Source organism: Rossellomorea orangium (assembly GCF_019334305.1).
In the GTDB taxonomy this organism is placed as follows: Bacteria; Bacillota; Bacilli; order Bacillales; family Bacillaceae_B; genus Rossellomorea.
In genome coordinates, this window is record NZ_JAHWGH010000018.1 from 141,197 (window position 1) to 162,427 (window position 21,231).

The window sequence follows — 21,231 nt, forward strand, 5'->3', positions numbered from 1 at the left end:
ATAGAATTTTCTGAATAATAATCATAACTCTATTATTAGCTCTTCAGGAGGGGAATTCCTTCTCCCAAGCAGGAGAATTTTATCATGAACGATTTACTTTCAAAGCTATTCACCCCAGATGGGAACAGGCCGTTTCAATTTAGGTTTCATCCCATTGACATTTACGGGCAATGATCCGCCTACCGTGAATAACATAAAAAGCCTTTGATTGAATTAATCAAAAGCTCTTCAACCCTTACCTTGCTTTCGCAATGATACCGTTATGAACCTTAATATAACCGTGCTGTAAAATATCTGCCCCATTTTCATATAAGTAAAGCCCCATTTGTTCAACGGTCATCAATTCCCTGTAAGTGTGGTTCATCACATCCGCCATCACTTCGTAATACACTTTCGATTTAAATTGTGCTCTTGGTGTTGTCAGGACCATATAACCATTCGGCTTCAGGAATTTACGATGCCACTCAACTACTTCAGATTTAAATTCATCCGGAAAATGTTCTAATAGTCCCACGCTCAAAACAATGTCAAACTCTCTTCCAAAGGCCAAGTCCCTGATGTCCGCAACGATGTATGTCGTATTGAAGTCTCTTTTATAATACGTCTTTAACCCGCCGGTTGAAGGATTTGGCCCGAGGAAAGGGTAGCTTTCCGGAAATTCGCCGAAGCGCGTAGCACGACAAAATGGATCATAATCAACCATAACGATTTCACTACCAGGATATAGGGCTGAAAGCTGCATTGCTTCATATCCTTCCGCGGCTCCCAAAAATAGTATTTTCGGCTTAACGACATCCAGTCCACTGAACAACGCTCTCTTCCCTCGGGGGTCCCATACCCCGTCCTGGACTCGATGTACATAATTCCATAAATGAAGCCTCAAGTGATCCCCAAACGCTTCTGTGGATTTTTTCACATCCAGCTTCAATGCGTTCCTCACTAAGCGGATTCTACTCTCTTTCAATTCAGCAGGCACGTCCTTTACAAACCATTCGTGGAAAGAACGATTAAACATTTCCCATGACGTATGGACTGGTAATGATTTCTGATTCTCCTCTTCCCAGTTCTTTTTTTCTTTGGCAAACGTCGTTACCTCATAAGGCTTCCCAACGTCTTTCCAAGTTAAGGTGGACCAATCTCTGACACCCTTCAATGTTACGAATTTATTATATTCCTTCTCAGAAAATTTCCTCTTATCCACTCGATGAGATGCTTCAAGATAGGTTTCTTCACAAAAAGATTCATTGTTTAATGATGTTTCAACCTTTATCAATCGAACCTTCCCCCTTCTTAGAAAACGCTTACATTTCTCCTTAATTACATTAAAGAAAAAGTGTCAAAACCCTTCTTTTTTTCTAAAAGTATTTAGTTACCATAATGTTATTATCGTTAATCAGTTTTGAACTCGTTTATAATGATATGAGAATTGGGTAGAAGGGATTTAGGAGGTGGACGCATGTCCTTCGATTACGAATTAGATTTTGATTCCATTGACTTTCGAAAAAATCCAGAAAAATACCGTGTCGGTCGTGGAGAACAAGGCGTTTTACTCGTAGAGCCATACAAAAGCGAGATCCTCCCCGAGTGGCGCTTCAAAACACCGGATCATGCTAAAGAATCTTCAAATACCATCTATAACATGTTTCTTCAATACAAAGAGGACAATGACTTCGTAGGAATGGATATGGCAAGAAAATTCCTTCAGATGGGCTACACGAGGGCAAGAAGATACGCCAATTATCCAGGGGGCAAGAAGTATAATGATGATGGAGGTATCAACGATCGAAAAATAGATGAACAGAAAGCCGAATCTGCCGCCATATTTGAATCCACATGGAAGCTTGCGAGGGAGGATAAAGACTATTTAAAGCGTAAGAAAGAACACCAACGTAAATATGGATGATGACTAAATGGGGATGAACCGCTTATCGGTCCATCCCCTGCTGCATTCCCTACATGATTCGCTTGAACATTTTTTCCATTTCATAGGTTGAATAGTGAATGATGATTGGCCGCCCGTGTGGACAGGTGAAAGGATCGCTTGTCCCTCTCAGCTCATCCAGTAACGCCTGCATGTCTTCATTTCGCAAGTGATGATTGGCCTTGATGGAGCCTTTACAACTCATCATGATGGCTGCTTCTTCTCTCAACTTTTTAATATCTACCCTGTTCATTTTAAGGATTTGCTCAATCATATCTTCAATGGTTTGCTGCTCCTCCCCTTTAGGGAACCACTGAGGGTGAGCACGTACAATGAAGCTATTATATCCGAAATCTTCCAGAAACACTCCCACTTCTTCAAGGAGCGAGCGGTGTTCGTTGATCTTAATAAACTCATCCGTTGAAAATTCAAGGGTGAGGGGGACGAGAAGTTCCTGAAGCTCTTTCGCTACTTCCCCTACTCTTTCTCTATAATACTCATACTTGATCCGTTCCTGCGCTGCGTGCTGATCGATGATATAAAGCCCCCGTTCGTTTTGAGCGAATATATACGTCCCGTGCATTTGGCCAACAAGATAAAGTGCTGGAACCCTCGGTGTTTCCTTTTCATCCTCTATGAGATCAATTTCCTGTTCCATGGTATCTTCTACTACCGGATCGTAGGAGGGATTTTCATAGGGGACCTGTCTCCTTGTTTCATTCACTTCCGGGGCAGGGTGCTCTGGCTCATATAACTCAACCTTCTCCTGATTAGGAAGCAGCCTCTCCCGAACGGAGTCTGCGTTACCTGGCCTCTCCTCCTGTCGTCTTACTGAATGATCAAGGTTCATAAACGTTTGCTCTGATTTCGGCTCGCGAGCTTTAGGGGTGACGGATCCTGCAGGGATCAGTTCCTTCCCTTTAAACACCCCTTTGATTCCTTCTGTCACCAACGCATTGAGCTCGGCTTCCTTACTGATTCGGACCTCCATCTTAGACGGATGCACATTCACGTCCACAAGGATCGGATCCATCTCTATACTGAGCAGCACGATAGGGTGACGGCCTATCGGAAGAAGTGTATGATAACCTTCCCCAATCGCTTTCGCCAGTGCATAGTTCTTGATGAACCTACCGTTTATCATAGTGGAAATGTAATTCCTGGATGCACGTGTAACCTCAGGGAGGGATATATATCCCTTTACTTTAAAGTCAAGGGACTCCACTTCGATGGGTACCATTTTCTTCGCTATCCCCACTCCGTAAATGGCGGCCAGAACCTGCAGGACATCACCATTTCCATTTGTATGCAATAGTGATTTACCGTTATGGAGCAGTTTGATTGAAACGTTAGGGTGAGCAAGGGCAATCCTATTCACAACATCCGTTATGTTCCCAAGCTCGGTATGAATGGTCTTCATGTATTTCAACCGCGCAGGTGTATTGAAGAATAGTTGTGAAACGGTGATATCTGTCCCTTTTCTGGAAGATGTGCTTTCTATTGAATTTACCTCTCCACCTTGAAGTTCAATGCTCGTACCCGGTCCATCTCCTGTACTCGTCTTTAAAGAAAAGTGTGAAACAGAAGCGATACTCGGCAGGGCTTCTCCCCTGAACCCTAATGTCCGGATGCGGAATAAGTCATTCTCATCCTTGATTTTACTCGTTGCATGTCTCTTAAAGGCAGTTGTGACATCTTCCTTTTCGATTCCGTCCCCATTATCTATGATGCGTATCGACTGTAAGCCTGCTTCCTCAATGTGGATTTCAATGACGGTTCCACCTGCGTCGATACTGTTTTCAAGGAGTTCCTTCACAACGGATGCAGGTCGTTCCACCACTTCCCCTGCAGCAATTTTGTTAGAAAGCGAATCATCAAGCTGGAATATTTTCATCAAAACCCCACCCCCTTACTGCTTTAACTTCTTTTGGATACCATATAGAGTGTTCATGGCGTCCAGTGGCGTCATCTCCAGAATGTCCAGTTTCTTCAGTTCATCCAAACATTTCTTCTCTTTAGATGTGAGTTTTTCCTTTACACCTGACTTCTCTGTCTCAAAGAAGGATAGCTGTGCAAGATCTTCTACACTTTTTTCCTTTATCTCTGAAGTCGTTTCCTTGGAAACAGCCACTTCATTGGAAGATATTTGGTCTTCTTTCCGTTCAAGATCAAGAAGAATTTCATTCGCTCTCCGAATTAAGACTTCAGGCAATTCGGCAAGCTCCGCAACATGTATTCCGTAACTCTTATCTGCCGCACCTTCTTTAATTTTATGAAGGAATACAAGCTTACCATTTTGCTCCATCGCACTTACATGAACGTTTCTCACTTTTGGAAGCTCTTCCTCAAGCACTGTCAGTTCATGGTAGTGAGTGGAGAACAGGGTTTTCGCCCCAATATGTTCATGAATGTATTCAATGATCGCTTGTGCCAGTGCCATCCCGTCATAAGTTGAAGTTCCACGTCCAATTTCATCGAAAAGAATGAGACTCTGTTGAGTGGCGTGAATAATCGCATTCTTCGCTTCAAGCATTTCTACCATGAATGTACTCTGCCCGGAGATCAAGTCATCTGCAGCTCCGATTCGGGTGAACACTTGATCGAATATAGGCAGGTTTGCCTCACTGGCAGGGACATAACAGCCGATTTGAGCAAGGATGCTCGTTAGGGCCACCTGTCTCATATAAGTGCTCTTTCCCGACATATTCGGCCCGGTTATAAGGAACACTTCGCTTTCTTGATCCATATAACAATCATTCGGGACATATTCCTGGGCACCCATGACTTTTTCCACCACGGGATGACGTCCTTCTTTCAGTAAGATCCTTCTTTCATCATTAAAAATAGGGCGAGTGTAATGACGTTTCTCACTGACTGTTGCGAAACACTGCAGGACGTCCAACTCACTGACAAGTTTCGCCAGTTGTTGAAGACGGGGGATAAAGTCCTTAACCCTCTCGCGAATCCCCAGGAATAATTCGTATTCCAAGTCCACGCTCTTTTCATCAGCTTGCAGGATAAGCGATTCCTTCTCTTTTAATTCTGGGGTGATAAACCGTTCAGCATTCGTTAACGTTTGTTTCCGTTCATAGCGACCTTCTTCAAGGTGTTGAAGGTTCGCTCTCGTCACTTCAATATAGTAACCAAATACCCGGTTAAACCCTACCTTGAGAGACCTGATCCCGGTGCGTTCCCTTTCATCCCGTTCAAGCTGTGCAATCCACGATTTCCCGTTTTTACTAGCATCTCGATATTGATCCAGTTCATCATGATATCCGTCCTGAATCAAGCTTCCTTCTTTAATAGATAGGGGGGGGTTTTCTACTAATGCCTGTTCCAGGAGATCTGTCAATTCTTCACAAGGATCCAGCCTATTGACAAGCTCATCTGTTGCTTCATTTCCCAAAGACTCTACAAGGTGCTTTAGCACGGGTATTTGCTGCAAAGATTTCTTCAATTGGATTAAATCACGTGCATTGACATTACCGAAGGCAACCCGCCCTGCAAGCCTCTCCAGATCGTACACCTCTTTTAAACGGTCTCTCAGATCCTGTCTTTCGAAAAAACGTTCCAATAATACTTCCACTACGGTCTGACGCTTCTCGATTTCTTGTTTGTTAATGAGTGGACGATCGATCCATTGCTTTAAGAGTCGACCTCCCATGGCAGTCATGGTTTCATCCAAAAGCCATAACAGGGATCCTTTCTTTCCTTTGGATCGGATTGTTTCCGTCAGCTCCAGGTTCCGCTTTGAATAGTAATCCATTTTCATATAATGATTAAGCTGATACGGCTCCGCGATCTGAAGGTGATCCAAGCTTCTCTTCTGTGTACGGAAGAGATAATGAAATAGAAGGGACGAAGCTTTAATGAGCTTTCCTTGTTTCAATGGATCAACGAGATGATAAAAAGCATCTCCGGGGCTGGAATCTTTTTCATATGATAAGGTAAGATCATTTCTTTCTTTAATCTTTCCTTGTACTTCTTCCGAAAGATCTGGGTGGATAACGACTTCTTTCCCCCCGATCGTTGATAATTCATTCAACAGAGCTTGAAGGCCGTCTGTCACAACGGTAACCTTTGTTTCCCCCGTGGTTAAATCGCTATAGGCCAGTCCATAGGTGTGATCTCCAAAATCGGTTACTGAAGCAATATAGTTGTTTTCTTTATCATTCAACCCTTTACCATCCATAACCGTCCCTGGTGTAATGAGCTGAACCACTTCTCTTCGGACAACCCCCTTGGCTTGTTTTGGATCTTCTGTCTGTTCGCATATGGCTACTTTAAATCCTTTATTGATAAGTTGCTCTATGTAATTAGGAGCAGAGTGATACGGTACACCGCACATGGGAATTCGTTCCTTTCCTCCCCCATCACGGCTTGTCAACGTTATTTCAAGTTCCTGCGAAGCTCTAACGGCATCGTCAAAAAACATCTCATAAAAATCACCTAAACGAAAAAATAAAAAGGCATCCTGGTATTCTGCCTTTACTTGTAAATATTGTTTTATCATTGGTGTATATTGTGTCATGGTTCATCCAAACCTTTCCAAGTAAATCTGCTTTTCTCGACTATTCATTATATCATACGGACAAGGGTTGAAGCATGTAGTAGATTGAGGAAGCGCATGGGATGACCCAAATCCAAAAAAAATTCGCTTCCTACCATCAGGAGCGAACTTTCAACGGGCTATTCTGCTTGCTTAGCAATACTTGATTCATCTTGTAAACAATTGGATTTTGCTTTCCTCTTATACAAATATTTATATAGTAAGTAACCGGTGATGACGACTGCTCCACCGATCAGAAGATAGGTTTGGACATGGCTCATCATGGATTGGACGGATTTCAAATTTCCATTTTTCCCGACAATTAACATCGTGAGGGTAATCGGGAATATTCCTATGAAAGTTAACCCACCAAATTTCCATTTATTCACTTTACTGATCCCTGCAACATACGAGATATAATTACCGATTCCAAGAGGCCTCGTTATGGCTATGCTCCATAAACCGCATTTCCGGAACCATTTCTGACCCTTTTCGATTTTCTTTGAGCTCGTTTTCTCTTTTATTTTATCCTTTAGCTTAAATCCGATGCCATATGGGATGTAACTAAATATGGTATAAACTACACTGCTTGCGATTGCCAAGATGATTAGCTTTATCCAGGATGGATCCAGTACATATCCATAGGTGAGCGTGACAAGGGCACCTGGAAAAGGCAGCGAGGATGCTTCAATGGCATTTCCGGCGAATAACCCCCACATACCTAACTCCTTTATTAAATTCATGACGAACTCCAACATCGACTCTTTCCCTCCACGATTCATTTACAAACCCTTTTCCCTGTTTTGCCCTAAAATAACACAAATGAAGGATAAGATTTCATCCACTGGAGGGAAATAATGTTAGCTCAAGATTCCATTACTTTATCTCACTGGCAAATGTTTGCCCATCTATTCTCCACTGATCCTCCAATGTATTTTTGCGAAAATAAAACTGAATGTGTTTTTCCTCTTGGGCTTGATTGGAACGGATCCATTTCACCCTGAACTGATATTTCATGGCCACCAGGGAGGGCAAATCCTCTACAGGAAGAAGCGACCTTTGTGTAACCTTGATATGCTTCACGGATGCCAGGCTCTTTTTTATGAAACGTTTGTTTCCCGTCATTATTTGTGAAAGTAGTTCTTCATCCTGTTGATTAATAGCAAGCTCCAGGACACTGATTAATTCATAGGGATCTAAACGGTACAAAAACCTGTCAAGTTCACCTCCCGCTTTCAATATCATGACCTTATGGGCTAAATCTGGAGTGGGTGTCTTATGGGTCGTACTTCCATAAAAATGGACACAGAAATGTCCTGGAAAATTATTTTGGAGGGCTCCGGCTCCATGGGGCATTCCATTCATGGATGCAGAAATGAGCTGGTCATTCACCAATACAAGTATCGCACGACGATCCCAGCTCCATGTTCCACCGTAGATTTCCTTCATTATTTTCGTATCTTTTTCTGTAACAGGCTGCACATCCGCATGTTTACTTCCTGCTCGTCTTTGGACTTCAAAAGACAGTCCGGTCTCCACATCAATAATTGTAAAATAGGATTTATTTGGAATGATTTCCTTTACTTGTTCCCAGGGAAGGATCTCCACTTGAAAACTTGGCACAGCTCCTGCCGACTCTCCTCCCAAGAATAAAAGCAATGACGCGACAAAGGCAACTCTCAATATATAAAGCATGTACGAAACCTCTTTTTTTCCTTAGTTTTTGTCAGGAAATTGCCACTTCATTCACTCAATTTTTGGCAAATAAAGCTGAACATGAAACGGACCGACTTAACGGATACTACCAACGAAAGGAAGGGTTCACATGCTATTGGTTAAATTGGCTGCAATGGGACTGTTAGTGATCCCGGCAATGGAAGACCTTGATCAAATACATATCGATATTCCAAATCAAGCAATTGTTTCTGTGGATCGACAGGACTTGGATGTAAAGTTGCTGGATGAACCATTAATGAATGAAAAACATTATGAGAAGGTTGTTTCTCACCTGCAGAATATGGTCTATCATCCTCCTCAAAATGCCTATATTAACGTACACGGCAGGATCGTTTCCGAAGAGGCGGGATATAAGCTTAATGAAAGAAAATTTCGTGAGCTGATGGAAGATTTCCTTTTCTCAAAGGGATCTGCTAGAGTCGATCCTCCCTTGCTGACTCTTTATCCCAAGGTGGATAGTGAGATTCTCGCGCACATCCGAACACAAAAGATTGGACAATATGTCACGTACTTTAATACTCATAATGAAGAGAGGACAGAAAATATAACCTTGGCAACCGAGAAAATCAACAATACGGTGGTGTTTCCTGGGGAAGTGTTCTCTTTTAATAAAGTAGTGGGGAAAAGAACGAAAGAAAAGGGATATAAAAAAGCGCCTGTCATTGTAAAAGGGGAACTATCTGAAGATATTGGAGGAGGTATCTGCCAGGTATCATCCACTTTATATAATGCAGTGGATCAAGCGGGCGTTTCCATTTTAGAACGTTACCACCATTCCAAACGAGTTCCATACGTACCCAAAGGCAGGGATGCTACGGTCAGCTGGTACGGTCCTGACTTCACCTTTAAGAATGCTTACAACCAGCCCCTTCTTATTCGGGCAAAAATAATAGGGGGGCAAGTGATCATTACCGTCCATTCCTCGGACCTCATCAATGTGAAAAAAAGAAGGGTTCCAAGTGCTTCCCAGGAATTACCGCAAGAAAAACAAGTCGATCACTCACTACAAGATTAAACGCACCGCGCTACTCCAAGTGGTGCATTCTATACTAATAAATTCTAACATTCAAATCAAAAAGAAGGCATCTGCATGTGCAGATGCCTTCACTTAATTAATTCAATTGCCGAATACCTTCAATGACAGTTGATACCAATCGATCTAGATCTTCTTCTTCAATATTTAGAGGTGGGGATAGAGTCAGAACATTATTGAATCCTGCGACAGTGGCACCATTTTTCCCAATGATGACTCCTTGCTGTTTACAGTATCCAATGACAGCATTGACCTTATCAAGGTCTAATGGTTCCTTGGTATCCTTGAGAGTCACCATCTCGATTCCGATCAATAATCCCTTTCCTCTTACATTCCCTACATACGGGTGATCTTGCAGATGATTTATTAACGTGTTTAATGCTTTTTCCCCCAGGTCTGCCGACCGTTCAAAAAGCTTTTCATTTTCCATGATTTCAATGTTTTTTAGAGCAAGGGCACAGGCTGCAGGATTTCCTCCAAATGTGTTGATATGGCGAAAATAATCATATTCCTCAGAACCCTTAAATTCTTCATAGATTTCACGCTTTACAGCTGTAGCGGAAAGAGGTAGATATGCACTGGTAATCCCTTTTGCCATCGTAATGATATCCGGTTTGACGTCATAGTTCATAAAGCCGAACGCCTTTCCCGTCCTTCCAAAGCCACAAATGACTTCATCCACTATCAGAAGGGCTCCATGCTTCTCACAAACTTCCTTGGCTGCCTTCATATAGCCCTCCTGAGGCATGAGGATCCCCCCGCCGGTTATGATGGGTTCCATAATCAGAGCAGCCACTGTTTCACTCAATTCCCATGTCATGGCCTGATCAATGGCCTTTACTCCAGGAAGGTCCCGGGAATCCCCGCCTTTCACTTCATCACGATATGCGTCCGGAGGGGCAACATGATGAAACCCAGGAGCCAATGGTTCATACTTATATTTGCGCTGAGCCTGCCCTGTAGCGGCTAGTGCTCCCATAGAATTCCCGTGATACCCTCTATACCTGGAGAAGATCTTATATTTTCCGTGATCACCTTTTTGCTGATGATACTGACGGGCGATCTTAAAGGCCGTTTCATTGGCTTCTGATCCACTGTTAGAAAAGAAAATCACATAGTCATCACCGAGTAACCCGTTTAATTTATCTGCAAGTTCAATGGCTGGCTGATGACTTTGGGTAAGAGGAAAATAAGCCATTTTTTTTAGTTGCTCGTAAGCAGCCTCTGCTAATTCCTGTCGCCCATACCCGACGTTTACACACCATAACCCCGCCATACCATCGAGATACTTCTTACCGTCCTGGTCTGTTATCCACGACCCGTGGGATTCTGTCACAACCATTGTTCCGTCGGGATTATATGGTTTCATGGAGTGCCAGATGAGTTTTTCATCCCTCTTTGACCATACATCTTGAGATTGCCCTGCTTTTACCATGAAGATTCCCCCTTACCCTGATTAAAAATCAAATCGAGAAGTAATCATTTTCTTCCTAGTATAGAAATTTACTCCATCTTTACCGTTTACATGCATATCCCCATAGAAAGAATCCTTCCACCCCGAAAATGGGAAGAATGCCATTGTAGCAGGTACCCCCACATTGATGCCAAGCATCCCTGCGTCTGCTTCCTCCCTGAACTGACGAACGGCGCCAGCGTCTTTCGTATATATCGTTGCACCATTCCCATACCTTGACTGTCGGATGTAATCCAATCCCTGATCTAAATCTTCTGCCCTCAATAAACTAAGGATCGGGGCAAACATTTCTTCCTTCGCAATCGTCATTTCCGGTGTCACATGGTCGAAGATCGTTGCACCTAAGAAGTTCCCTTCCTTGAAATCATCCATTTCTTTTCGGCCATCCCTTATGAGGGACGCCCCTCCCTTGATTCCTTCTTCAATATACCCAAGAGTTTTTTCGCGATTTTCCTTTCGAATGACCGGAGTAAGCAGTACTTCCTCATCCATTCCATTGCCGATGCATAATTCATCTGCTTTTTTACTTAAAGCCTGCACGAACTCTTCATTTTCACCTACCACGACAACCGCACTGCAAGCCATGCACCTCTGACCTGCACTTCCGAATGCTGAGCTGATGATATGCTCTGCCGCTTTATTTAAATCCGCATCGGGCATGACGATGTGGTGATTCTTTGCTCCGGAAAGTGCCTGCACCCTTTTCCCTTGAGAAGCCGCTTGTTGGTATACATACTTCGCTACCGGCTGGGAACCGACAAAGGATATGGCGGCGACATCCTTATTCTCCAATAAGCCATTGACAACATCATGGGCCCCGTGGACAACATTTAAGACTCCATCCGGCATACCCGCCTCTGTCAATAACTCTGCCAGCCTGTTGGCTAGAATCGGGGTTCTTTCAGACGGCTTCAATACGAAGGTATTTCCACATGCAATGGCAAGTGGGAACATCCATAGCGGCACCATCATAGGGAAGTTGAACGGGGTAATCCCGCCTACAACCCCCAGGGGATAACGAAACATTTCCGAGTCAATATCTTCCGCGATCCCGCTGAGGGTCTCACCCATCATTAAAGTAGGTGCACCGCAAGCAAATTCGACACATTCCAATCCACGCTGGACTTCTCCATAAGCTTCTTTGAATGCTTTTCCATTTTCTTGTACCACAAGCTTAGCCAACTCATCGTGATTCTCTGAAAGCAGGGAGTGATATTTGTAAAGGATGCGGGCTCGTTTTGGCACAGGAGTCTTCTTCCATGTTCGTGAAGCATCCTTGGCGGCTTTCACAGCCATCGCTACATCTTCTTTCGTTGAGATCGGTACTCTGGCAATCTCTTCATTCGTGGCAGGATTCAGGACCTCTAAAGTTTGTGAGCTGAGGGAATCCACCCATTTACCACCAATATAATTCTTCAATACGGCTACATCCTTTTTTATTACAGTCATATTCAGTTCCTCCTTAATACTCTTTGTAATAAATGTTTTCAACGAAGTGCAGAACTTTCTGTATGTTCGATACTTTCATTATGAAAGAAGTTGGTAGGGGTTTCATTAGACATTGTGTAAAATAACCATGCATTTTCATAGGACACTTTCACTCGTTGGCCAAATGAATCGTCTAAGGACCCCTTTTAATTTATCTTCGTTTTTTCTATAAGGCTAAGTGGCTGCAAGTACTCATGAGCAGCCAGCAGAAATTCAATTGTCACCCGTTTATCCGAAGACATGAAATCCTCGCCCAGGAGATCTTCTATTTTTTTAAGACGATGGTAAAGTGTTTGTCTTACAATAAATAACTTTTTTGATGTTTCTTGTTTAGACCCCTGACAAGACAGAAAAATTTTAAGGGTCTTCATTAAATTCCCAGCATTCTCCCGGTCATAATGGAGTAAGGGGGAAAGATACTCCTCTATCATTTCCCATAGATTCACATTCTCATTTACGATTGATATCAACCTGTGCAAATGAAGGTCATCAAAGAAAAAATAATTTTCCCTTCCTGCCTTTTTTGAGCGGAACTTAAGAGTCTCTTTAGCCGTTTCATAACTTTTATGAATGTCCATCATTTCCAATTGATACTTACCAGTAGCAAATACTGCATCGGTTGAAGTTGTAAAGAAACCTGATTTAAGAATCTTTTCATACGCGTTAGTCAATCTGGACTTCCAATCGCCGCTTCTCCGGGTATCCAGGAGAATAAAGATTAAATCTTTCCCGATTCTTTCAGGTACGAGTTGGAATCCGAATTGTTCGAAAATACTTTTTGTCACCAGGTTGAAAAAGGTTAAATCTAATGTCTCTTTCTCTTCCAAGTTATGAGTCTGTAAGACACATACGACTCCACCATGAATTGCACTATTCTGCTCATCCATGAACGTGGCAAGTCTCTCGTATGATTGATCCCCTTTTAACCATGACATGATCCATTTCGATTCTTCCAGTCGTTTTTGTTCATGAAAATACAGTTCCCTCATTAGATATTGAGCGAGTGCCGTTGATGTTCGATCCAGGACTAACAGCTCATACTCACTAAAAGGATGATTGAAACGATACATGAAAAGCTCGGCATATTCCTGATCAAAAAGGATCACCTTCGTCGAAGCAAAGTGATGATCTTGTGCCTTTTTGTGACTATAGTATTTCTGAAGGAGGATCTTTTCTTCAGATGAACACATATTTGGGTGAACCTCTACATCTTGCTCTTTCACCTGAAAAAGGACAACTACATCCAGCTCTTTATGTAACACTTGAAGAATATCTTTACAATGATTGATAGAAAGCAGCATCTTGTTTAAACTTTGAGCAAATGAATCAAGTTTCTTAATCATCTCATATTGTTGATTGATTATGACAGCATGTATATCCTGTGTGATACTGACAAAAGGAACTTCTCTCTCAAAGACAATGATAGGGAAATTAAACGCATCGGCACATTTTAATACAGTTTTCGGAATGGTTGAGATATTCGTATCAAGCTCGATACAGATAGCAGCTGCCTCACACTCTACCAACTGATGTATAAGAAAAAGGAAACTCTCTTCTTCCTGCAGGGCAAGGCCAGTTGACAAAATTAACTCATTTCCGTTAAGCAGGTTCTTTATCGAGGTGACTTCCACTACATGCACCCATTTGACCTGTCTAGAGAGCCCCTTCTGTCCAGCAATCACTTTAGCATGTTCAAAGTATTTTCTTCCCAGAATATCTTCCACTGAAAAATAGTAATGACTCTTCATCCTCTACTCCTTTCTCAGTAAATGGAGAAAAAGGATTGGCAGAACCAATCCTTCACTTTTCTTCAAAATGGGGGATTGCAAACTGTATCTCTTCATTCCACCATTTCACTAAATCTTCTTCTGTCAGGTGTTCTGAAGACAAGACGGATAACAGCCAGTCTATGAATTCATCCGTCGTTTGCATATTTTGAGTGCGCGGTGACCATTCATTACCAGAATCGAAAATTAAGTCACTCATCAAAAGCCCCCCTGTATTTTTATTGTGTATGAAATAAGAGATTTGAAAAATACTTTCGTGCATTCGCCGTTTTCACATGCAGAGTGGCACTTCTTTTATTTTCAGTATGCTTAAAAACGACGAACGCCCCACTAAGATTTTCAGTGACTTTCTCAATTTTGAATCCTTTCTGCAAAAGAAAATCAATCTTATCCCTTTCACTTAAAAACTCTTGATAATCGGACATCTCGACACCCTTTCATAATCTTCTATGGGGGATTTTTATTTCTACTTAGGAAAAACTTGTGCCCGTGGGGGATTTTTCGATGACCGGTTCATGCTCTTCTTCAATGACCCAATCCCGACCTACAGACAGCCCCAGATATTTCTCATCACTAGGATCTGAAAGCTCTGCCTGCTCATATTTTTTGAACCACCAGAATTTTGCTAATACGTAATAAGAAAGGGCACCGACACCAAATCCCACTAAAAACGAAAAATTCGGGACGAAATAGGAAGCGACCGCTCCAAGTATCCATGCAATAAAACCTGCAAGGTTTACTCCATTCATATAGCTGAACTGTCCTCTATCTTCGTATAGATCAGGTACATTGACCCTTCTTTTTCTTATGAAGTAGTAATCTGATATTAATATTCCGACAATCGCGGATAAAATGCCCCCTACAAACAATAGTACCGGGATGATCACACCGAAAAGATTCCATGGCTGTACGATTGTGCCTACTATGCCTGCAGTTAAGACACCTGCCCAGAAAGGGAATTTCGGTCCTCCTACATTGGAAAAGATAGTGGCTGCAGGAACAATATTCGCAGCAATATTCGTGGACCACTGTGCCAGAACGATCATAAGCAGGAGTATTCCTAAAACAAACCCGCCGGCTGCTTCCTGCAGGGCGACCACTGGATCATAATTTAAAACGGCGATATAAGAGATTCCACCTATCAATACCATAAATGCTTGAGTGATTGGAAGGGCTACAAGGTTACCAATCAATGAACTCCGATTTCTCTTGAACCAGTTTCGCTCATTACTTGGAGCTTTCATGAAGCGTGAAATGGACGGGATATCAGCTGAGAGTGTCGCCCAAAATCCCATATTACTAAAGATCACAACCAGAAATGCAGTAATAGTGGCAGCACCCGTCACAGGACTCTCCACCCAGCTCCATATATCTCTTCCCTGACTCGCAGCGGATTCAGATAAAGAAGAATACATCCAAACCGAAATCAAGATGATGACCGGAGCAGCAAGGTCTGCAAAACGTTCTACCGCTTTTATTCCAAGGGCCGTGTTTACCAATTGAAGAACAGCAAAGATCAGGAAACAAACAAACCAATTATCAAATCCAGATAAAATATTAAGAATTCCATTCATCGCTGTCGCTCCAAAATATGTGTTGATTCCAAACCACATGGAAGCCGCGAGTCCCCGAACAACTGAAGGGATGTGGGTTCCTATCGTACCGAATGGTGCCCTCATGTAGACAGGGAAAGATACTCCGTGCTCGATCCCGATATCACCGGTTAAGGTAATAAAAAAACCGATGGCAAGAGAACCGATGATCGTGGCAAGAACTACAAGTGGTAAAGGCAATGATACGACTCCTGCCCCTCCGATGGCGAAGGTTGCCAGAACCACAACCATTCCCACCCACATAAATGAATAACCAAGCTTTGTGATTTTTCTTTCACTTTCTTTAATCGGTAGTAGATCAGGAGACTTTAAATAATTACTTTTCAACTTGAACACCCCATTTTCGTTTGCTTCGAATGGCAAAACCAATCTTTATACAAGAGTGGCAAGCTGATGGAGGTATTGGACTTCCTTCCAATCAGCTCACAGGAGTAGTTCTACATTTAAGTTGGATGTGTTAAGAAATGCATGATCAGGACTTGGAGGATTGTAGTGCTTCACTCTCTTCGTTTGAAAGAAGCTTACCGTATTTCGCTCTCTTAATGTAGTTTCCAGAACCCAATTTCCCTACGAATTGTTTATCTTTTATGACATATTTACCTCTAGTTAAAACAGAAACCGGTTCACCTTTCACCTTCATGCCTTCAAATGGGTTATAATCAGCGGCCATATGATGGGTCTCGGCAGAAATGACTCTTTCGGCATCAGGATCAAAGATGACGATATCGGCATCAGAACCTACGGCAACTGTCCCCTTCTGCGGATACAAGCCAAATAACTTTGCGCTCCTTGTAGACATGATATCCACAAATTGGTTCAAGCTTATTCTCCCTTTCTCAACTCCTTCTGAGAATAATATGGAAACACGGTCCTCAATGATAGGTCCGCCATTCGGAATTTTAGTGAAATCTTCTTTCCCAAGATCCTTCTGGCCCTGGAAATCAAATGAGCATTGATCAGAGCCCAATGTCTGGAGCTGCCCGCTTTTCAATGCATTCCACAGAACATCTTGATGCCATTTCTCCCTTAGTGGAGGCGACCAAACGTATTTGGCCCCTTCAAAGTTCGGGCGTTCTAAATAGGTTTGATCAAGGACCAGGTACTGAGGGCACGTTTCCCCCCATACATTCAAACCCTTGCTTCTTGCAGCTGAAATCTGTTCAACTGCTTCAGAGCATGAAACATGAACGACATATAATTGGGAATCCGCTAATCCTGTTAATTTAGCTGCACGGCCAGTGGCTTCCCCTTCTAATTCGGGAGGTCTCGTCAGTGCATGGTAGATAGGCTCGGTCTTGCCTTCTTCTAAAGCTTTTTCGGTTAAATACTCGATGACATCGCCATTTTCAGCATGTACCATGACAAGGGCACCCAGTTCGCGGGCAGCAATCAATGTTCTAAATAGCGTTTCATCGTCTGCCTGGAATACATTTTTATAAGCCATAAATACTTTGAATGATGTGATTCCTTCCTGCTCCATGACTTCTGGCAGCTGAGAGAGGACTTCCTGATTAATTTCCCCGATCATCAAATGGAAGCTGTAATCGATTACAGCTTTATCTTTTGATTTGGCATGCCAAGTATCAATGGCATTTTGAAGCGGTTCTCCCTTATTGGTTAAGCAGAAATCAATCAGTGTGGTCGTCCCTCCGAATGCAGCCGCAATCGTTCCACTCTCAAAGTCATCTTTTGAAACCGTTCCTCCGAACGGCATCTCAAGATGGGTATGTGGATCAATCCCACCAGGGAAGATATATTTCCCTCTGGCATCAATCACTTCTGCTTTGTCTGTTTCAAATCCTTTGCCGATTGCTGCAATCTTTCCGTCCTGAATGAGGACATCGGCTTTATACGTGTCTGTTGCTGTTACGATTGTTCCATTTTGAATGATTTTATCCATTACAATACCTCCTGATTTATTTCACTGCATTCATTTTGGATCCTGATAGATTACTCATCACAGCCTGACGATCATTCCAGGTCATCGGCATTTGGCCGCTCGGAACTTCTATCATATCGATGGCACCGTCAACCGGGCAGACAATCGAGCATAAATTACATCCGACGCAATCCTCTTCCCTTACTTTCAAGATGCTATTTCCGCTGGGGTCCTTTAGCATGTCGATACATTGGTGAGAAGTATCTTCACATGCAATGTGGCACTTATTACAATTGATGCAAACATCGTTATTGATTTTGGCCACAACACTATAGTTGAGGTCAAGGTTACCCCAATCGGAAAATCTAGGAACGGATTTACCGACGATTTCCTGCACGGATGATATGCCTTTTTCATCAAGGTAATTATTCAAACCATCGAGCATATCCTCCACGATCCTGAAACCGTGATGCATGGCGGCCGTACACACCTGTACTCCCGATGCACCCATTAACATGAATTCGACTGCATCCTGCCAGTTTGACACTCCACCCATTCCTGAAATCGGGACATTGATTCTCGGATTCCTTGCACACTCCGCCACCATATTCAGGGAGATTGGCTTGACCGCGGGTCCACAATAACCTCCGTGTGCCCCTTTTCCAGCAACGTGAGGGATGGTATTCCATGAATCAAGATCAACTCCGGCAAGACTATTGATGGTGTTGATCATGCTTACAGCGTCTGCTCCCCCTCGTACAGCAGCCTCAGCTGTCACGGTAATATCCGTAATATTTGGGGTCAACTTTACAATGACAGGGGTCTTTGCCACTTCCTTGGCCCAATGGGTTTGTTTCTCAACAAGCTCTGGTACCTGACCGGAAGCAGAGCCCATACCCCGTTCAGCCATCCCATGGGGGCAACCGAAATTAAGTTCTAACCCGTCAACCCCAACATCTTCTACCTTCTTTACAATTTCATGCCACTTCTCCTGTTTCGGTTCGACCATTAATGAAGCAATGATGGCGTGATTCGGAAACCTCTTCTTCGTCTCATATATTTCTTTCAGATTCACTTCAAGTGGGCGATCGGTAATAAGTTCGATATTATTGAATCCCGCCACCCTTTGGCCATTAAAGCTAACAGCTGCAAAGCGTGAAGAAACGTTTATGATAGGTTCGCCTAATGTCTTCCAGACCGCTCCTCCCCAACCTGCCTCGAAAGCCCTTTGAACTTGATAACCCGAATTGGTTGGTGGTGCAGATGCCAGCCAAAAAGGATTTGGTGATTTGATTCCAGCTAAATCGATGTTTAAGTTTGCCATGAAAATCCCCCCTCTAATACACTCTTAATTCACTTTGACAGCTGTACATTTCTCATGTAAATGATAGGCTGCCTGTTTTCCTTGTTCAGCTGCCGTAACGACCATGGCCTCTCCTACACCTTTTCCAAATACAATATCCCCACAGGCAAAAATCCTTGGATTTGACGTTTGGAAGGTTTCACGGTCAACCTTAACGACACCATCTGAGTGTTCTAACCCGAATTGTTCTATCAAATTCAAATGTCTTGTTTGGCCGATCGCCTTGATGACGACATCAACAGGTAAAGTAAATTCTGAGCCCCTGACTGGAATCGGGCGTCTTCTTCCATCCCTTCCTGCTTGACCAAGCTCCATTTTGATGCATTCAATCCCGGTAACATCACCGGCTTCATTTCCGATGATTCTTTGAGGAGCCGTCAGCCAGCGGAATTCAACTCCATCCTGCTTGGCAAATTCATATTCAAAATCATAAGCTGTCATTTCTTCTTTTGTTCGTCGGTATAGTATTTTTACATTCTCCGCTCCTAACCGCACTGAACAAGTCGCTCCGTCAATGGCAGTGTTCCCTGCACCGATGACGACTACTTTTTTACCCACATAATTGTGATTCAAGCTGCCACTTTTGGTTTCCTTCACAAATTCAATGGCATCATGCACACCATGCAGGTCTTCTCCTTGAATTTTCAAATCCGGGACAGCGGACATTCCGGCAGCAAGAATGACAAAGTCATGTCTTGAGGTAATATCTTCAGCGGAAATATCTTGACCTACCTTTACATTCGTCCGGATATCAACATTCAATTTCTTTACTTGCTCCACTTCCCAGTAGGATATACTTTGAGGAAGGCGGAAGGAAACGATGCCATAGGTATTTAACCCACCTGCCTCTTTTTCAGCCTCATATATGGTGACTGCATATCCAAATCGGGCAAGCTCTCTTGCAGCTGAAAGCCCGGCTGGCCCCCCTCCGATAATCCCCACACTCTTCCCATTTGCTTCTCCTGCTTCGAATAGAACCGTCTCATTATGCCTTGCCCAATCTGTTGCATACCTCTGTAAGTCCCCAATCATGATCGGCTTTGTGGAATGGTTCAATACACAAGCCCCTTCACAAAGCTCCTCTGTTGGACAGACCCTGGAGCAGCTGGCCCCGACAGGATTGGCAGACATGATTGTCTTTGCGGACCCCTTTAAGTTCCCGGAAGCGATTTTTTTAATAAATGATGGTATATCGATACCAGTGGGACAGGCTTGAATGCACGGCGCATCGTAGCAATACAAACAACGATTCGCCTCTTCCACTGCCTCTCTGCCCGATAAGCCCTCATGAGCTTCAAGAAAATTCTTCTCGAGATTGAGTAACGAAGGTGTACTGGACATATTGACTTCCCCCTCTTCATTTCATAGAGATAAAAACCTGATTATGTTCTAACGATGCATACCTTTATGATATTAAGGCAGTAAAGCAGTCATATCATTATAGGTTTCCGGCCTGCGGTCACGGTAGAACTGCCATGTATCCCGTACTTCCCTTAATAATTTTTTATTCATCTCTCCTATGACCACCTCATCCTGGTCCCTGCTTCCAACTGAAACAAAGCCTCCTCTTGGATCGACCAGATACGATTGGCCATAAAATTCACCCATATTCCAGGGACCTTCATACCCCACTCGATTGATGGCTCCTAAATAGTAACCGTTTGCCACTGCATGAGCAGGCTGTTCAAGTTTCCATAAATATTCTGAAAGGCCGGCTACAGTCGCAGATGGATTGAACACGATTTCCGCACCTTTCAACCCCAGTAACCGTGCTCCTTCAGGAAAATGTCTGTCATAACAAATATAGACCCCTACTTTCGCATAAGCCGTATCAAATACCGGATACCCAAGGTTTCCTGGTTTGAAATAATATTTCTCCCAGAATCCGTATCCTTCTTCTCCGACTCCCACGTGGGGAATATGTTGCTTTCTGTACTTCCCAAGGTACGATCCATCTGCATCGATGACTGCTGCCGTATTATAATAAGTGGCGATACCTTCCCGTTCATATATAGGCAGGACGATTACGACACTGAGTTCTTTGGCTAATTCCTGAAATTGTTTTGTAGTAGGACCATTCGGGATTTCTTCAGCAGAATCATACCATTTGGGATTTTGTTCGGAGCAAAAGTAGGGACCATAGAAAATTTCCTGCAGGCATATTATTTGAGCACCTTTTTTCGCTGCATCCCTCACCAAGGATATATGTTTTTTAATTGCCTGCTCCTTATGGGTTTCAACCGCCTCACTTCCATCCACATCATGAGAAGCCTGAATCAGGCCAATCGTTACCAAATCCGACATTACATTTCCCCCTATACGTTTAGATTATATAAAAATAGTAAGCGCTTTCATTATTTTTTGTTGCATGAACTTACACTTACTAG

General features: G+C 43.1%; 17 protein-coding genes. 2 read left to right on the forward strand and 15 right to left on the reverse strand.

What is annotated here, in order from left to right; translation table 11 throughout:
• Positions 1–235 precede the first annotated feature (235 nt).
• A complete protein-coding gene (locus tag KYJ26_RS17980) occupies positions 236–1,273 on the reverse strand; it encodes a class I SAM-dependent methyltransferase (RefSeq protein WP_219168761.1) in 1,038 nt (345 codons plus the stop codon).
• Between the two features lie 183 nt (positions 1,274–1,456).
• Here KYJ26_RS17980 and KYJ26_RS17985 point away from each other — a divergent pair, with 183 nt between their 5' ends.
• Positions 1,457–1,903 carry a DUF4385 domain-containing protein gene (locus tag KYJ26_RS17985; protein ID WP_219168762.1) on the forward strand — a complete coding sequence of 149 codons (447 nt, stop codon included), beginning with the start codon at positions 1,457–1,459 and terminating at the stop codon, positions 1,901–1,903.
• 49 nt (positions 1,904–1,952) lie between these two features.
• Here the strand turns inward: KYJ26_RS17985 and mutL are convergent, their stop codons facing one another.
• The 4 genes from mutL to KYJ26_RS18005 all read right to left on the reverse strand — a co-directional run bounded on the left by mutL (position 1,953) and on the right by KYJ26_RS18005 (position 8,165).
• Positions 1,953–3,818, reverse strand: coding sequence for a DNA mismatch repair endonuclease MutL (gene mutL / locus KYJ26_RS17990; protein WP_219168763.1), 1,866 nt, complete (start codon positions 3,816–3,818; stop codon positions 1,953–1,955).
• 12 nt (positions 3,819–3,830) lie between these two features.
• Positions 3,831–6,452 carry a DNA mismatch repair protein MutS gene (mutS, locus tag KYJ26_RS17995; protein ID WP_219168764.1) on the reverse strand — a complete coding sequence of 874 codons (2,622 nt, stop codon included), beginning with the start codon at positions 6,450–6,452 and terminating at the stop codon, positions 3,831–3,833.
• Between the two features lie 158 nt (positions 6,453–6,610).
• Positions 6,611–7,213 carry a DedA family protein gene (locus KYJ26_RS18000; protein ID WP_257475119.1) on the reverse strand — a complete coding sequence of 201 codons (603 nt, stop codon included), beginning with the start codon at positions 7,211–7,213 and terminating at the stop codon, positions 6,611–6,613.
• Positions 7,214–7,346: 133 nt separating this feature from the next.
• Complete coding sequence (locus KYJ26_RS18005; RefSeq protein WP_219168766.1) at positions 7,347–8,165, reverse strand: hypothetical protein; 819 nt, start codon at positions 8,163–8,165, stop codon at positions 7,347–7,349.
• Between the two features lie 130 nt (positions 8,166–8,295).
• On the opposite strand from KYJ26_RS18005, the gene KYJ26_RS18010 reads away from it, so the two are divergent.
• Positions 8,296–9,222, forward strand: a complete 927-nt coding sequence (locus KYJ26_RS18010; RefSeq protein ID WP_219168767.1) for a VanW family protein — start codon at positions 8,296–8,298, stop codon at positions 9,220–9,222.
• 97 nt (positions 9,223–9,319) lie between these two features.
• On the opposite strand, the gene KYJ26_RS18015 is transcribed toward KYJ26_RS18010, so the two are convergent.
• From KYJ26_RS18015 to KYJ26_RS18055, 10 genes are all read right to left on the reverse strand, one after another.
• Positions 9,320–10,675 (reverse strand): aspartate aminotransferase family protein, encoded by a 1,356-nt coding sequence (locus KYJ26_RS18015; RefSeq protein WP_219168768.1) that lies wholly within the window; start codon positions 10,673–10,675, stop codon positions 9,320–9,322.
• Positions 10,676–10,696: 21 nt separating this feature from the next.
• Positions 10,697–12,163 carry a CoA-acylating methylmalonate-semialdehyde dehydrogenase gene (locus KYJ26_RS18020; protein WP_219168769.1) on the reverse strand — a complete coding sequence of 489 codons (1,467 nt, stop codon included), beginning with the start codon at positions 12,161–12,163 and terminating at the stop codon, positions 10,697–10,699.
• 185 nt (positions 12,164–12,348) lie between these two features.
• Positions 12,349–13,950: a PucR family transcriptional regulator gene (locus KYJ26_RS18025; RefSeq protein ID WP_219168770.1), complete on the reverse strand. Its 1,602-nt coding sequence runs from the start codon at positions 13,948–13,950 to the stop codon at positions 12,349–12,351.
• A gap of 52 nt (positions 13,951–14,002) precedes the next feature.
• Positions 14,003–14,188, reverse strand: coding sequence for a hypothetical protein (locus tag KYJ26_RS18030; protein WP_219168771.1), 186 nt, complete (start codon positions 14,186–14,188; stop codon positions 14,003–14,005).
• A gap of 19 nt (positions 14,189–14,207) precedes the next feature.
• Positions 14,208–14,414, reverse strand: a complete 207-nt coding sequence (locus KYJ26_RS24065) for a hypothetical protein (RefSeq protein WP_257475120.1) — start codon at positions 14,412–14,414, stop codon at positions 14,208–14,210.
• 45 nt (positions 14,415–14,459) lie between these two features.
• On the reverse strand, positions 14,460–15,929 hold the full coding sequence (locus KYJ26_RS18035) for an NCS1 family transporter (protein ID WP_219168772.1): 1,470 nt from the start codon (positions 15,927–15,929) through the stop codon (positions 14,460–14,462).
• A gap of 145 nt (positions 15,930–16,074) precedes the next feature.
• The gene (gene hydA / locus KYJ26_RS18040) at positions 16,075–17,502 is read right to left on the reverse strand and encodes a dihydropyrimidinase (protein WP_219168773.1); all 1,428 of its coding nucleotides are present in this window, start codon (positions 17,500–17,502) and stop codon (positions 16,075–16,077) included.
• A gap of 16 nt (positions 17,503–17,518) precedes the next feature.
• On the reverse strand, positions 17,519–18,805 hold the full coding sequence (preA, locus tag KYJ26_RS18045; protein ID WP_219168774.1) for an NAD-dependent dihydropyrimidine dehydrogenase subunit PreA: 1,287 nt from the start codon (positions 18,803–18,805) through the stop codon (positions 17,519–17,521).
• A 24-nt stretch (positions 18,806–18,829) separates the two neighbouring features.
• Positions 18,830–20,185, reverse strand: a complete 1,356-nt coding sequence (locus KYJ26_RS18050) for an NAD(P)-dependent oxidoreductase (RefSeq protein WP_219168775.1) — start codon at positions 20,183–20,185, stop codon at positions 18,830–18,832.
• Positions 20,186–20,257: 72 nt separating this feature from the next.
• Positions 20,258–21,148 (reverse strand): nitrilase-related carbon-nitrogen hydrolase, encoded by an 891-nt coding sequence (locus KYJ26_RS18055; RefSeq protein WP_219168776.1) that lies wholly within the window; start codon positions 21,146–21,148, stop codon positions 20,258–20,260.
• Between the last annotated feature and the right edge of the window lie 83 nt (positions 21,149–21,231).

Excerpts from the sequence above, each read along its gene's own strand:
- KYJ26_RS17985 (WP_219168762.1), top strand. The coding sequence starts at position 1,457 with ATGTCCTTCGATTACGAATTAGATTTTGATTCCATTGACTTTCGAAAA.
- mutS (WP_219168764.1), bottom strand. The coding sequence starts at position 6,452 with ATGACACAATATACACCAATGATAAAACAATATTTACAAGTAAAGGCA.
- KYJ26_RS18000 (WP_257475119.1), bottom strand. The coding sequence starts at position 7,213 with ATGAATTTAATAAAGGAGTTAGGTATGTGGGGGTTATTCGCCGGAAAT.
- KYJ26_RS18005 (WP_219168766.1), bottom strand. The coding sequence starts at position 8,165 with ATGCTTTATATATTGAGAGTTGCCTTTGTCGCGTCATTGCTTTTATTC.
- KYJ26_RS18010 (WP_219168767.1), top strand. The coding sequence starts at position 8,296 with ATGCTATTGGTTAAATTGGCTGCAATGGGACTGTTAGTGATCCCGGCA.
- KYJ26_RS18015 (WP_219168768.1), bottom strand. The coding sequence starts at position 10,675 with ATGGTAAAAGCAGGGCAATCTCAAGATGTATGGTCAAAGAGGGATGAA.
- KYJ26_RS18020 (WP_219168769.1), bottom strand. The coding sequence starts at position 12,163 with ATGACTGTAATAAAAAAGGATGTAGCCGTATTGAAGAATTATATTGGT.
- KYJ26_RS18025 (WP_219168770.1), bottom strand. The coding sequence starts at position 13,950 with ATGAAGAGTCATTACTATTTTTCAGTGGAAGATATTCTGGGAAGAAAA.
- KYJ26_RS18030 (WP_219168771.1), bottom strand. The coding sequence starts at position 14,188 with ATGAGTGACTTAATTTTCGATTCTGGTAATGAATGGTCACCGCGCACT.
- KYJ26_RS24065 (WP_257475120.1), bottom strand. The coding sequence starts at position 14,414 with ATGTCCGATTATCAAGAGTTTTTAAGTGAAAGGGATAAGATTGATTTT.
- hydA (WP_219168773.1), bottom strand. The coding sequence starts at position 17,502 with ATGGATAAAATCATTCAAAATGGAACAATCGTAACAGCAACAGACACG.
- preA (WP_219168774.1), bottom strand. The coding sequence starts at position 18,805 with ATGGCAAACTTAAACATCGATTTAGCTGGAATCAAATCACCAAATCCT.
- KYJ26_RS18050 (WP_219168775.1), bottom strand. The coding sequence starts at position 20,185 with ATGTCCAGTACACCTTCGTTACTCAATCTCGAGAAGAATTTTCTTGAA.
- KYJ26_RS18055 (WP_219168776.1), bottom strand. The coding sequence starts at position 21,148 with ATGTCGGATTTGGTAACGATTGGCCTGATTCAGGCTTCTCATGATGTG.